Annotated in this window: 12 protein-coding genes; 4 read left to right on the top strand and 8 right to left on the bottom strand. The window is 41.6% G+C overall.

All coding sequences use genetic code 11. The features are described from left to right. Positions 1–307: 307 nt before the first annotated feature. Positions 308–934 (bottom strand): hypothetical protein, encoded by a 627-nt coding sequence (locus tag QUF07_RS10835; protein ID WP_217165345.1) that lies wholly within the window; start codon positions 932–934, stop codon positions 308–310. Between the two features lie 134 nt (positions 935–1,068). On the opposite strand from QUF07_RS10835, the gene QUF07_RS10830 reads away from it, so the two are divergent. Continuing rightward, positions 1,069–1,725, top strand: coding sequence for a DUF6198 family protein (locus QUF07_RS10830; protein WP_217165343.1), 657 nt, complete (start codon positions 1,069–1,071; stop codon positions 1,723–1,725). Here the strand turns inward: QUF07_RS10830 and QUF07_RS10825 are convergent. Beyond that, positions 1,703–2,557 carry an alpha/beta hydrolase gene (locus tag QUF07_RS10825; RefSeq protein ID WP_217165341.1) on the bottom strand — a complete coding sequence of 285 codons (855 nt, stop codon included), beginning with the start codon at positions 2,555–2,557 and terminating at the stop codon, positions 1,703–1,705. The genes QUF07_RS10830 and QUF07_RS10825 overlap by 23 nt on opposite strands. A 1,309-nt stretch (positions 2,558–3,866) precedes the next feature. Between QUF07_RS10825 and QUF07_RS10820 the strand changes: the two genes are divergently transcribed. Beyond that, positions 3,867–4,133 carry a type II toxin-antitoxin system RelE/ParE family toxin gene (locus tag QUF07_RS10820; RefSeq protein ID WP_217341502.1) on the top strand — a complete coding sequence of 89 codons (267 nt, stop codon included), beginning with the start codon at positions 3,867–3,869 and terminating at the stop codon, positions 4,131–4,133. Positions 4,134–4,390: 257 nt separating this feature from the next. Here QUF07_RS10820 and QUF07_RS10815 read toward each other — a convergent pair whose 3' ends face one another. The 6 genes from QUF07_RS10815 to purB all read right to left on the bottom strand — a co-directional run bounded on the left by QUF07_RS10815 (position 4,391) and on the right by purB (position 11,750). Beyond that, positions 4,391–5,125: a LiaF transmembrane domain-containing protein gene (locus tag QUF07_RS10815; RefSeq protein WP_217341501.1), complete on the bottom strand. Its 735-nt coding sequence runs from the start codon at positions 5,123–5,125 to the stop codon at positions 4,391–4,393. A gap of 5 nt (positions 5,126–5,130) precedes the next feature. After that, positions 5,131–5,580, bottom strand: a complete 450-nt coding sequence (locus QUF07_RS10810) for a LytTR family DNA-binding domain-containing protein (protein ID WP_217165279.1) — start codon at positions 5,578–5,580, stop codon at positions 5,131–5,133. A 334-nt stretch (positions 5,581–5,914) separates the two neighbouring features. After that, a complete protein-coding gene (locus tag QUF07_RS10805; protein WP_289427418.1) occupies positions 5,915–6,928 on the bottom strand; it encodes a LacI family DNA-binding transcriptional regulator in 1,014 nt (337 codons plus the stop codon). Positions 6,929–7,017: 89 nt separating this feature from the next. Then, positions 7,018–8,325: an SLC45 family MFS transporter gene (locus QUF07_RS10800; protein ID WP_502879015.1), complete on the bottom strand. Its 1,308-nt coding sequence runs from the start codon at positions 8,323–8,325 to the stop codon at positions 7,018–7,020. A 143-nt stretch (positions 8,326–8,468) separates the two neighbouring features. After that, the gene (locus tag QUF07_RS10795) at positions 8,469–10,145 is read right to left on the bottom strand and encodes a glycoside hydrolase family 13 protein (RefSeq protein WP_289427415.1); all 1,677 of its coding nucleotides are present in this window, start codon (positions 10,143–10,145) and stop codon (positions 8,469–8,471) included. Between the two features lie 309 nt (positions 10,146–10,454). Then, positions 10,455–11,750, bottom strand: a complete 1,296-nt coding sequence (gene purB / locus QUF07_RS10790; protein WP_217165299.1) for an adenylosuccinate lyase — start codon at positions 11,748–11,750, stop codon at positions 10,455–10,457. A gap of 228 nt (positions 11,751–11,978) precedes the next feature. Between purB and QUF07_RS10785 the strand changes: the two genes are divergently transcribed. Together QUF07_RS10785 and QUF07_RS10780 are read left to right on the top strand one after the other, a co-directional pair. Next, entirely contained in the window at positions 11,979–13,259 is a 1,281-nt protein-coding gene (locus tag QUF07_RS10785; protein ID WP_217165301.1) for an adenylosuccinate synthase, read from the top strand. 189 nt (positions 13,260–13,448) lie between these two features. Beyond that, the gene (locus QUF07_RS10780) at positions 13,449–14,420 is read left to right on the top strand and encodes a GMP reductase (RefSeq protein WP_217341497.1); all 972 of its coding nucleotides are present in this window, start codon (positions 13,449–13,451) and stop codon (positions 14,418–14,420) included. Positions 14,421–14,571: the final 151 nt, after the last annotated feature.

Here is a 14,571-nt window from a genome sequence, read left to right as displayed (position 1 = left end):
TATAGCCGAGTAGTGCTCCGAAAAACTGGTGCTAAACATATAAGGGCGCCTGAATCAAAATCCAAAACCAGGATTTTTTTGTCCGCCGTTATATCGCAATAACGTGCTCCGACGCAATTGACACTAACTTCCAAGAGGCTCCTGATCTAAATCCCAAAACCAGGATTCCCGATTTCCCCTATATAGCCGAGTAGTGCTCCGAAAAACTGGTGCTAAACATATAAGGGCGCCTGAATCAAAATCCAAAACCAGGATTTTAATTCAGGCGCCCTTATACGACCGCACCAAAACGTTTTTCTCCGCACGCTTACTTATTTTTCTCATACAATATCTGTTCAAACTTCTCCCTCAAACTCTCAGTTAGCATAATAATGTTCTTTGGGGTTCTATTGATACTTAAGTCAAAGCAGAACCTCAACGGGACGCCCATGTTATAATCTTCTTCGTAGGCTTTTACTTGCTTTGGATCGATTTCGCTTGTGTAGCCCATCAGGTATTTCATCCCGACTCGCTTGTGGGGATCCCATTCAGATACATTCTTCTGACCATCCAGCAGGCCACTCACGTTAATTGCCTCCAGTGCCCTCACCAGTGTACTGGTATTACTAATCTTATGCTGGACACCTAAGAAGACAATATATCGCTTCAACACTGGGATAACCGATGTGAAGAAAACATTTGTGGCCGCAATTCTTTGCGGAAATAATTCTGAAACTACTTCTGTAACAGACTTTGCAGTATACCGCCTCGGACTCCGTAGTTGATATTTATAAGCCAAACCAACGAATGCCTGGGTAATATAAAAGGCAGCTGCTTTTTCTGGCTTATTTAATTTTTGAAATGAGCGGGTTGTCCGAAAGCGATTAAACCATAGACGATTATTTTCAACTTGCTTTTCAAATTCGACTTCCGAATAAGCTGTTCGTTGTTGCACAAGACCGCCCCCTCTACTTAAGATATTAACACGCTCAACGATTTTTAAGAATGAATTTGACCTTGATCATTTTCAAAGCAAATGAAATATTATACAATGAAGTTCATTGTTCATTTAAGGAGAATAGATACATAATGGCTAAACTACAGGACTTCCACCAACGCTTCTATTATCTCTGCTTATCAATAATTATAAACGCCGCTGGCAACGCCCTTGCCATCTCAAGTAACCTTGGGAGCGCTGTCTGGACCGGATCTGCAGTGAATTTATCTAAATGGGTCAACATCCCGCTTGGTAATACTTTATTCATCTACGGAATTATTGTCACCATTGCCAATCAATTGCTCATTGGCTCATTTGACCGCAGGCGATTTGTTTCAAACCTGCTATTTACATTGCCCTTCAGTTACTTAGTTCAGTTCGCCCAATTTATTTTTGATTCAATCGGCGTTCCCAGCTTGGATTTCTGGGCCCGAATTATTTTAGACATCATTGGCTTGTTTGGGGTTGCCGTGGCTGTTTCAATGTATTCGCGGGCAAACCTCATCATGCACCCAAATGACGACCTGGCATACATTATTCGCTTCAAATTTATCCACGGCAGCGCCATTTTGTCACAATGGCTCAGCTACATTCCACCAGTCATTATCATCACAGTTTCCTATTTCTCAACTGGCAAAATCTACGCCATCGGTTTTGGAACCGCGTTTGCCTTGATTTTTCAAGGGGCAATGATGAAGTGGTCGGACACCCACGCCTTTCCAAAGCTTAAGCATCACGTTGATCTCTAATGAAGGAACTAATTTGCTTTTTCGTCTTCTTCGTTTCAAGAAGGTTTTCCCATAGCGCATAATCATGAAAACCATCCCGAAAGTTCGTCACAGTGACTTTTATATTTGTCGTTGCCTCTAAAGCAGCGACAAATTTTTTATCGCTCGGAACCAACAATTCATTGTCGCCGTAAAAGATTTGCAGGGAACCAGTCAATGACTTGCTCGGCAAATAAGGATCAATCCAATGCAGACCTCCTAAGCCTAATTTGAACTCCGTCGCAATTTGTTTGAGGACGTCAAAATCCAGCATGACATCTTCAGTTGCCCTATCAGCAAATTCCGAATCATTTAAATCCAAATCCAACCATGGGGAGATCAGGACGGTCCCAGCAATCTGATTGGCGTGTTGAAACAGCAATTGAGCCGCAATTACAGCGCCAGCCGAATCAGCAATCAAAAAGATGGGCAACTCGTTGGCGGCCACCTTCTGCAAAGCAGTGGCTGCAAATTTCGAAATATCAGCCGCAGAATGCGTTGGCAATAAAGGAAAATCCGCAATCTTCAGTCGACTACCTGATAATTCTGCAATCGAACGAATCATTGTCAACTGATCTTCATTCATTGGCACTCGAAATGCCCCGCCATGGAAATATAAAAGTTGACTAGCCGAATCTGGGACTACATCAAGTGTCACCAACCGCCCGTGGTCAAATTGATCAATTATCGCTCCAGCTGGCGGTTCATCGAAAAGATTAAGCTTTTGATTCGGGTGTAAGAAACTTTGGCTAATTATCTGTTTATAATTTTGCACTCGAAATTGTTTCAGCAACCGTCTTGCCGCAAAACTCATGGAATTCACCGCCTCCTTTCACTCCTTACTGTACTACAACCAGCGAAATAAGAACTGCTTTTTGTACTTTCCACTAAAGTTCACACTTTCTTCACAATTTGTTCAATCTTTGACCACATTCTTCGATTATAGTTGTATTTGAAATGTGAGTTTACTAATAACTTACGTTAGCAATAGATTAAATCCCCCTTTAATTTATTACTTTTGTATTCATATTCTTCCCCTAGAATATAGGTATCTTGAGATAAGGCATCCCCGTGCCTTATCTTTTTTCTTCCTTAAATTTAAAAGTTCACACTTTCTTCACAATTTATTCAATCTTTAGCAACAAACCCCAGATATACTGAAAGTATAAGTTATGAAGCGAGCGAATCACTTCATATCGGTAGCAAATTGAATCCCCCTTTAGTTTGTTACTGTAGTATTCATATTCTTCCCCTATAATATAGGTATTTTGAGATAAGGCATCCCCGTGTCTTATCCTTTTTCTTCAAGAACTGATTTTGTCTCTCACCCAATAGACAAAAGTAAAAAGAACAACATATTCAGCGAACTGCGACAAAATGAATTTTATTTGTCACAGTTCTTTTTTTCCAAAATACATATCGCGACACAGCAGGCTTTTCCACTTCCTTTTTGTGAGTTCACAAAAAAATCATAATTTCGCCATTTTTTAGTAATATTTGTCCTGTATATTAAAAGCATGGAAAGAGATAAACAATGTTTATTTCTTCTCACCCCCCAATAATGAGTGATAAATTAATCCCCCCATTAATTTGTTGCTTTTCATATTCATATTCCCCTCAGAATATTGATACTAAAGATAAGGCTTCCCCCGCCTTATCTTTTTTTGTTGTGTGCAAAAGTAAGTGTGCGGAGCAAAGCGGTTAGAAAGCGGAGCATAAGTCTCCTCTGCCAGAAATTCCCGGTTCTGAAATTTTTGGCAGAGTTTTTTATGTGTAGCTTTCTGCTTTGCGGAGCAGTCCTAATCTACATATCCACAGGAATGTTGGAACTGTCCAGCCTTCAATCATGTCTCCTCACCGCCAAAATTGATTGCCAATCTATGATCATAAGGAATAAAATGACACTGACAACTCCGATAATGGTCAACCAATCGAACTGACCGTGAATGAAGCTCACCACTGGATCGACTAGCAAAATAATCCCAGAGATATTTAGAACAACAATTAAGAAGCCACCCATCAATTTTCTACCTATCAAACTGCTCACCTACTTTGAAGGGTTGACCATCGTAAAATAACGTTTAATTTTACCATCATCAAATCATTTTTGAGAAGGAAAAGCAATGAAATACAAGCCCAAATATCAGTCACGTTTCAAAAAACATTATCAAAATATGGTCCGCGCGAATCGCTATTCAAAAGCTGATTTTAGTAAAATCGAGCAACAGCTACTTAACGGTCAGCCAGTCGCCGAAAAATATGACGACCACGTTATCAAAAGTCGCAAACCCCAGCGAGCACTCTTTATTAAGGGAAGTTGGCTACTAATTTATGAAATTGTGGGCGATACGATTCGCTTTTTGGACACCGGCAGACATGGCGAAATTTAGAATGAAATCACTTGTATCCCCATCATATTGATTCCCAGCCGCTTCCCCTGATATGATGATGCATACTGAAGTCCGTTTATTTTCTATATGATTGATTTGAAGGTTACTTGGAATAAGTGAGCCACTTATTTTGCATTGGCACTCACAGCCAATTATTTTTAGCTTTGCCAACAAAATCAGGATCAAATGCAAGCGTCTACCAATTCTTTCGCGTGCATTTGATCCCTTTAATTTTGAGATATTAATGGTTTGACATCCTAAATGTAATAAACTTGCAGACCACCCAGGCTGACTTTCCCCGTTAGATATACAGTTGGGCCGTCATGCGGTGAATCTCTACTAAAAATTTCAATATTACTCATATATGGATCAATATTATTAACGATCTGCCAATCTTTCGGCACAAACAGCTTGATGCCACACATATAGCCGTCCACATTGATTGTTGCTTCATCGCCGGTAATGACGGCCTTATCAAAATACGCCTTAACACCCGACATTGAGGCGTGGATAGTCGCCAATTTAAAATCATTCGATTCAATATAGCGAACTGTATCCCCCATCGAGGCATTAATCGTGGTAGTGGAATGCTCCGATGAATTGATTGTTTCATCGCCCCAATCATCACCATAGTCCCACCCAGATGCCCGCTTCCATGCACGGCCATGATGCCAGTAATAATGTGGGTGAAAAATAATTGACAATCCGATTGTCACCAAAAGTGCAATGCCCAAAATCGACCAAGGAACCATTTTTGTGATTCCAAGTGGAGCCGCGTATAACATACTTAGAAATGCCAGTGAAAAAACGCTCCCAGCAATGTTGAGATCCACTAATGAAGATAACAGAATAATTGCCAGAATGATCGTCATCACGATCGTGAAGATACTAATGTGGAAATTCAACCAGCCCATCCCAACAACCAACCATGCAATGGCGGCCGCTAGAAAAACAATTCCAGCAATCCACCGGTGTCGATTTATTCGATTCATTTCACTTACCCTCTCCTTTCCAGTCGGTCTTTCAAAGGTCGGTAATACCGTCTGGATACATAAACCTGCTTATTGGAATCTTGAAACTTCACCACCACACCCGCTACCGAGCGTGTCAAGGAAAGGATGTTGTGCAAATTGATGATTGCTGACTTGGAAATTCTGATGAACTCCCCAGTCAGCATCATCTCCAGTTCGTATAGCCGGTGATGGATCACGTATTCATCGTCAACCGTATGGGCATGGACTTGCCGATTCTCAGTTTCAAAAAACAAGATATCACTCGGATCAAGGTAATATTCACTATCACCTTTGTAGAAAACCAGCGATTGAACTTCTCTAGTCTGAGCATTAAGAACATCCACCAATTGTGAAACCTCGGCATCATATTTGGGTGTCCTAATGACAATTTCCTTGTTTTGCAGATCATCGTCAATTTCCACACGAACTTTCATGAACACCATCTCTTCCTGGTACAAGTATTATTAGACCATTTATTGGACACTTTGCATAGCTATTTTGGGTAACCGGTAAGTTAGCCCCACTAAGTGGTCACTTTTGAATAATAAAACTGTCTAAGTATTAGTCGGTAAATTGTTTGTGAAGTCAACTCCGATCAGAATTTTATAATGATCAAGTTTACAACAAGCACCGGTTCTCCATCATTAAGCAAAAGCGGCAATGCATTCCAAAATCAGAATGCACTGCCGTTTTTCACTTGAATTCTGAGACCAAATTCCCATTCGCCCTAATCTGTAGCCCAGCTGGGCACTCGATTGCTTGGAATGCTCAATTATTTGTTAAATTGTTGATACTTTGGCGTTCTACAATTTGAACTGGTGTATATTCCTGTTGGATCTTTTTAGCGGCCGGATGCATTTCAATCGATTGGAGATATTTGACCCCCTCAATGCCCATCTTGTAAAAATCTTGGGAAATGCTGGTCAGCTGTGGTTGTACCATTTCACACATCTCTGTACCATCAATGCTTAGAATTGAAATATCGTCAGGCACTTTCAATCCGAGAATTCGCGCTTGATTAAGAAGGCCAACCCCAGCTGCATCACTCCCAGCGATGATGGCTGTTAACTCTGTATGAGCACCGTAGTTTACCATGGCTTGCTTCCCAGCCGCATAACTATAATCGCCAAGTTGAACCCATTGATCCCGTGGAAGAATACCGGCCTCTTTGAGTGCTTGCTGATAGCCAGCTAACCGCAAGCGACCGGTATAAGGATACTTGTCAATTGCAGCCAATCCAATTTTCCGGTGACCTTTATTCAGTAGAAATTGAGTTGTTTGGTAGCCAATCTGCCAATCGTCAGAACTCACAAACGGTAATGCAGGATCATCGAGACTAATTGACAGAAAGCAAAATGGAATTTGAGATTCTTGCAGTAACGCAACATTATCAGCTGCAAGAGCGATCGATAACAACAAAATCCCCCTAACTGGCCGTTCAATCACGGTTAGTAGTGCCTTCTTCTGCTCAACTGGATCAGCACTATGAGAATAAACAATGATCAAATTTAGACCATTTTTCTCAGCTTCAGCTTGAATCCCATCAATAATTTGGCCTGAAAAGCTCGTTTTAACTGAACTCACAACCGCGGCAATTACATTGCTGCGCTGCTTAACAAGTTCCACAGCTGCCCGGTTCTTTTTATATCCTAGTTCTTTAGCAACCTTACGAATTCTCTCAGTCATTGCTGGTCCAACTCCCGGTTTATTCGAGAGAACTCGGGATACCGTCGACGGGGCAACCCCAATTTTTCTCGCGATATCTTTAATTGTGGCTGCCATTCGACGATCTCCTTTCATTCATTTAGTATTAATTCTACCCAAATTTTCGTAAAATGGAATAGCAATTATGTTGAGTGGTGATATCATGCTCACTTACCCTCGTGAACAATATAAACGGAGAAGCCACCGATAACCATCGCAACAAAGCCGATAACCATCATCATTGATTGGCTATTTCCAAGCATTGGAAAAATCAGAAAACTTAACAAGGAGCCAAAAATTTGTGGTAAACAAATTGCGATATTAAATAAACCAAGATAAGCCCCCTCATTTTGACCATCGAGTGACGATGTTAATAACGTAAATGGCAATGTATTAATGGTGAAATTACCAATGCCATATAAGGCAAATGCGGCAAGCGCAATCCATTTATTTCCGGTAGTTGCAGTGATAATAATACTAATTGCGTCGGCAAATAGTCCGAATGAATACCAGAATTTTCGTTGGGTTGGCTTGGTTTTCGCATAGACAAAGCCCCAAAGCAGAGCGGCAACACTATAAAACGCCGTCATTACCCCATACCAATTACCGGCAGCTTGAAAGCCTGCTGAAGCTGGGTCACTTGTATGCCAAATATTATTAGCCATGGCGCCGGTTGCATAGGTCCAAGTATACATAATCCCGATCCAACTGAACAATTGGACAATTGAAAGTTCCCAGAAAGCGCGGGGAGCCGTTTTGACCAAGCTCCAAAGACTAGGCGTTTTGGCAGCCTGTTTTTGTAAATCAATTCCATGATATTTGGCCAGCGTTTTGGGATCATATTCTTTAACATTAAAAATTGTTACAAAACTAGTCACTAACAATACTGCAGCACCAATCAAGTAAGCCCAGATAACTGTCTTTGGTACCTCTCCTTTGGCAGCGGTATTTGACATGCCAAACATTGTCAAAATATAAGGTAACAGTGCGGCTAAAATTCCGCCTGCATAACTGAAAATTTGCTGCCACGACCATACCAAATTTTTCTGATCATTGTTAACCATGTCACCAGCAAGCATTCGGTAGGGCGCCAAACAGATATTACTAAACAAATCCATCAATGCAATGGCAATCGCTGCATATGAAAGTGCTAATAACGAACCATAGCCAAACCCAAAGGATCCGGTAAACGGCAACATAATCATGACGATCACAGCAATCGGTGTTCCAAATAATAAGTATGGAATTCGCCGACCCCAGCGAGTCCAAGTCCGGTCAGAATATTTTCCTAATAATGGCTGGACAATCATCCCTAACAATGGTGGTAATAGAAAGAAGAAACCGAGGCTGTTTGGATTAACCCCAATGGTCTGGGTGATTCGACTCATTTGTGAGCCCTGCAATGTAAATGCCACGTTCACCCCAATACAACCAAACGTCATGGCAAAGATGGTTCTCATCGGTAACGTTGGCATTTGATTGTCGAGAGTACCCTGCTCAGGCGTAGGCGCAGAATCTTCTGGTGAAACGTTGGTAACTTTTGACATATTAATTCCCCCTAAGGATTTAACAGATAATTCAATATTTCTCAATTTAGATTTTAAGGGACGTTCATACTTTAATAAGAGTAAACTTTTGCCTCAAATGGACGCAGGTGATCACCAAGGTCATCCGCGTAATTACTAATTAATAATTTTGCATCTTTTGGAGCATCATAATGACGATTTAAGTCATGTGCTGTGTCATTTAAAATAACTAGTAGGGTCATCTCGGTATTTTTCCGTGTGAAGGCATAGACTTCCTCATCATTTTCATTGCCAGCAACCAATTGATATTTACCGTCAGTAATTACCGGCAGCGTGTGTCGCAACTCAATTAACTTTTGGTAGTAATAAAAGACTGAATCGGGATCTGCGAGCGCTCGTTCGACATTGATCGTTTTATAATTTGAATTCATGTGTTCCCAAGGATCATGTGCTGAAAAGCCGGCATTTTTACCCGAACTCCACTGCATTGGTGTTCTCGCATTATCTCGGCTATGAAGTCCCAAATATTTGATCATTGATTTACTATCAATGAGATGTTCATCTTCAACGAATTGTTGATAGGCGTTAATCGAGTCAATATCAACATAGTCATCAATTGACTTGAAATATGCGTTAGTCATTCCAATTTCTTCACCTTCGAAGATATAAGGCGTTCCTTGTTGCATGTGAAGCATGGTTGCAAGCATTTTGGCACTAAGCACTCGATTCTCCTCAGTCGAATCATCCCCAAAGCGAGAAACCACCCTCGGCTGATCATGATTATCCCAATAAAGCGAATTCCATGCTGTTCCTGATAACGCTTCCTGCCATTTGGTTAGATTAGCCCGCAAATCTTTCAAAGATGCTTTACGATCTCCCCAACGACCCAACGTTGGATTATCACTGCCATCTAACCCCATGTGCTCAAACTGAAAAACCATGTTAAGTTCCTTGTCATCGAAGTTGGCATATTGTCGAGCTTCAGTTACATTTACACCGGGCATTTCACCGACAGTTACCAAATCATGCTTACTCATCACATTTTGGTGCATTTCCTGCAAGAATTCGTGGATCCGATGACCGTTGGCAACGAGCGGCTCAGGATTAGCATACTTTTCGTGATCAGCTTTTTTACCATCAGGGAGTCCCTTCGGCTTAGAAATATAATTGATGACATCCATTCGAAAACCGTCGACTCCTTTATCAGCCCACCAGTTCATCATGTCATAAATTGAATGACGCATCTTGGGATTTTCCCAATTTAGATCCGGCTGTTGGGGGGCAAATAGATGCAGGTAATACTGATCAGTTTCTTCATCATATTTCCAAGCTGGACCCGTAAAAAAGGATCCCCAGTTATTTGGATTTTCACCATTCTTTCCATCTCGCCAAATGTAGTAATCTCGATATGGATTATCTTTACCCTTACGTGATTCTTGGAACCATTTATGCTCATCCGAAGTATGGTTAACCACTAGATCCATCATAATTTTGAGGCCTAGTGAATGTGCCTTGGCAAGTAATGCATCGAAGTCCGCCATATCACCAAACGTTGGATTAATTGCCTGATAATCAGAAATATCATAGCCATTATCAACTTGCGGTGATTCGTATATTGGACTTAACCAAACAATATCGACCCCCAATTTTTTTATATAATCTAGCCTGCTCGTAATTCCCTTTAAATCACCGATGCCATCATCATCGCTATCTTGAAAGCTTGCAGGATATACTTGATAAATAACAGCATTCCTCCACCAATTGTCCAAAGAATATCACTCCTCTATTCAGTATTTAAAAATTACGCAAACGATTGCGTAATTAATGTAAGCCCTTTCAACTGAATTGTCAATAATTCTTTTAAAAAAAGTTCCACAAGCCAACAATTGCTTAAAATCTGGCTTGTGGAACTTGTACTTTTTTTATTGTGATTGGAAAGAAGTTGGACTGGGGTTTAGGACAGCTCCTCCAAGCAGCAACCTGCACGTAAGCACCTCCGAGAAAAATTCCAGAATCAGGAATTCCCCTCGGAGGCGGCTTACGCTCCGGTTGCTAACCGCTTGGATCCGCTCACTTATTTATTCCAATCCCACTCGGGCAAATATCTCATCCACATGACGAATGTGATAATGATAATCAAAGGCGTCAGCAATTTGATCTTCGCTTAAGGCATCAGTAATCTTCTTATCAGCTTCGACCAAGTCACGGAATTGAACACCTTCATCCCATGATTTTTTGGTCAGTGGTTGAACTAAATCATATGCCTGTTCTCGGGTCATGCCTGAATCAATCAATTTCAACATGACACGTTGGCTATAAATCAAGCCATACGTTAAGCCCATGTTTTTCTTCATTCGTTCTGGGAAGACGGTTAATCGTTCCAAAATTCGGGAGAAACGATGGAGCATGTAATCTAGCAAGATCAATGTATCTGGAATAATGATTCGTTCTGCGGATGAATGCGAAATATCTCGTTCATGCCACAATGGGACATCTTCATAGGCGGTAATCATGTGCCCACGAACCACCCTTGCCAACCCGCAGATATTCTCTGAGCCAATTGGATTCTTCTTGTGAGGCATTGCGGAAGAGCCCTTTTGACCAGCATCAAAATGCTCTTCAACTTCATGAATTTCAGAACGTTGTAAACCACGGATTTCAGTCGCAAACTCTTCCAAGCTGGTGGCAATCAATGCCAGGGTTGAAATATAATCGGCATGCAAATCTCGCGGCAGAATCTGGCTGGTAATTTCCTGAGCATGCAATCCAAGTGAATCACACACATACTGTTCAACAAACGGTGGCACATTGGCAAAAGTTCCAACGGCGCCAGAAATTTGGCCAGCTTCCAATTCTTTTGATGCAGTTGCAAACCGGCGCTTATTCCGATTCATTTCTGAGTACCAACGGGCTAATTTCAGCCCAAAAGTTGTTGGCTCAGCTTGAACACCGTGGGTCCGGCCAATCATGACCGTATCCTTGTACTTCTTCGCTTGCTTAGCGATTACATCGATAAAATGATCAATATCTTCCTTAATAATTTTGTTGGCTTGCTTAATCCGAACGCCATAAGCTGTATCCACAACATCTGTGCTGGTGACACCATAATGGACCCATTTCTTTTCCGGACCAAGTGACTTTGAAACATCTCGAGTAAAGGCAACAATATCGTGATGGGTGACCGCCTCAATTTCAGCGATGCCATCGACATCAAACTTCGCATTCTTTTTAATCTTTTCAACGTCTTCAGCGGGGATCTTACCTAGCTTAGCCCAAGCCTCATCAATCGCAATTTCTACTTTAAGCCATGCGTCATATTGATTATGCAGGGACCAAATTTTGCTCATTTCTGGTAAAGAATATCTATCTATCATGTCGTTTCCTTTCCACTAAATATTAACATCATAATGATAGCATATAGTTCATGTTTTGACCATATTATGGAAGAAATCTTCACGTTATGTTCGTATCCGGATTTAAAGTCGAACTTTAATCGTTTTAACTCCTAAAATTATTAACGTTTTTGTTGATTAATGACTGCCATGTTGGTAGAATTAAAAATGCTGGGTACGGACCTGGCAATAAAATATAGAGGTGTTCATATGTCATCTATTGTGATTGTTGGAAGTCAATGGGGCGACGAAGGGAAGGGTAAAATCACCGATTTCTTCGGCCAAAGTGCAGATATTATCGCTCGCTATCAAGGCGGCGATAATGCCGGTCACACCATTGTATTTAACGGCCATAGTTACCACTTGCAACTGATCCCGTCAGGCATTTTTGACCAGGAAAAGTACAGTGTCATTGGTAACGGCGTGGTGGTTAATCCCAAATCTTTGATCAACGAAATGGACAATTTGAAGAAAGATGGTATCAGCACTGAGAACCTCCGGATTTCCAACCGGGCACAGGTAATCATGCCCTACCATATTCTATTCGACGGCCTGCAGGAACAAAAGAAAGATTCCAAGATTGGAACAACCAATAAGGGAATTGGCCCAGCCTACATGGATAAATACGAACGAATCGGAATTCGAATTGCTGATTTAATTGACAAAAAATCATTTGAAGAAAAACTTCGCAGGAATCTCAAGGCCAAAAATGAATTGCTAGAAAAAATCTATGATGCTAAGCCGTTGGACTTCGATACGATCTTTAATGAATACAATGAATACGCCGATCGGATCCGTCCATACGTCATTGATGCTTCCTATGTAATTAACAACGCATTAGATGATGATAAAAACGTGCTGTTTGAAGGTGCTCAGGGTGTCATGCTAGATGTCGACCACGGGACTTATCCGTTTGTCACTTCTTCGAACCCAAGCGCAGGTGGCGCAGCCGTCGGAACTGGCATTGGTCCTAACCGGATCAAAAATGTCATCGGCGTCTGCAAAGCATACACATCACGAGTTGGCGAAGGTCCCTTCCCAACTGAACTAAAGGACGCAACCGGCGATCACATCCGAGAAGTCGGCCACGAATACGGTGTTGTGACGAAACGGCCTCGTCGAATCGGCTGGTTTGACAGTGTGGTTCTCAGACATTCCGCCAGAGTCAGTGGTTATACCCATTTAGCTCTGAACTGTTTAGATGTTTTAACTGGCATTAAAACTTTAAAAATCTGTGTTGCTTATGAATTAAACGGTCAAAAGATTGATCATTATCCCGCTACTTTACGGGAACTCGACAATTGCAAACCCGTTTATGAAGAACTCCCTGGCTGGGACGAAGACATCACCAAGTGTCACACATTTGATGAATTACCAGCCAATGCCCAGAATTATTTGAACCATGTCCAAAAAGCAGTCGGTGTTCCTTATGCAACTTTCTCGGTCGGCCCTGACAGAGAGCAGACTAATGTTGTTAAAAAAGTGTGGTAGTGTGCGTAGCAAAGCGGTTAGTAATCGGAGTGTAAGTCTCCTTCTCCGGGAATCCCCGATTCTGGGATTTTTGGAGAAGGTGCTTACGCGCAGATTACTGCTTTGCGGAGCACCATTAATCTATGTAACCCAGTGCTTATACGCAGATGCCTGCTTTGTAGAGCTGTCCTAAAACCTCGGAGGTAAATCATGGAAGTATTTGATTACGAAGACATTCAACTTATCCCTAACAAGAATATCATTAAGAGTAGAAGTGAGGCTGACACATCCGTTAAGTTTGGTCCTAAGACATTCAAGATCCCCGTTGTTCCTGCAAATATGGAAACTGTTATTAATGACGACCTTGCTATCTGGTTGGCTCAAAACGACTACTTCTACGTGATGCATCGCTTCCAACCTGAAAAGCGGGAACCATTTATTAAGAAAATGCATTCGCTAAATCTTTATGCCTCAATCAGTGTTGGTATCAAACCTGCGGAATATGAATTTATCGATCAGCTGGTTGCTGACAACCAAAAGCCTGAGTATATCACGATTGATGTTGCCCACGGTCATTCTGATTACGTCATTCAAATGATTCATTATATCAAGGAACAACTTCCGGATAGTTTCTTGATTGCCGGAAATCTTGGAACGCCAGAAGCCATTCGAGAAATTGAAAACGCGGGTGCTGACGCCACCAAGATTGGTATCGGCCCTGGTAAAGCATGTATCACTAAGCTGAAGACCGGCTTTGGTACTGGCGGCTGGCAGTTAGCCGCCCTGCGTTTGTGCTCAAAGGCTGCAAGAAAGCCAATGATCGCTGATGGTGGTATTCGTTATAACGGCGATATCGCTAAATCAATCCGTTTCGGGGCTTCAATGGTCATGATCGGCTCACTTTTGGCTGGTCACGAAGAAACACCAGGTAACCTCATCAGTATTGATGGCAAGAAGTACAAGCAATACTGGGGATCTGCTTCAGAACGCCAAAAAGGCGCCTACCGAAACGTCGAAGGTCGCCAAATGCTGGTACCATACCGTGGTCACATTGCCGACACCTTGAACGAAATGCAGCAAGACCTGCAGTCATCCATTTCATATGCTGGTGGTCGCAAGTTGAATGACATTACTAAAGTTGATTACGTTATCCTTAAAAATTCGATTTTTAATGGTGATTAATTAAATATTAAGCGTCAAAAAAACGGTTTGATGACCATTATGGTTATCGAGCCGTTTTAATTAACCAAATTTTCTTGGCTCTTCGTCAACTGTTGTTGGTGAAACTAAATTCGAGTTCTAATCACTTTGTGATTAGGGCTCTTTTTGTTTT

This window comes from Lentilactobacillus sp. TOM.63 (assembly GCF_030361045.1).
In the GTDB taxonomy this organism is placed as follows: Bacteria; Bacillota; Bacilli; order Lactobacillales; family Lactobacillaceae; genus Lentilactobacillus; species Lentilactobacillus dabitei.
Note: the sequence above shows the minus strand (reverse complement) of the source record. Positions and strands in the feature narration are given on the sequence as shown.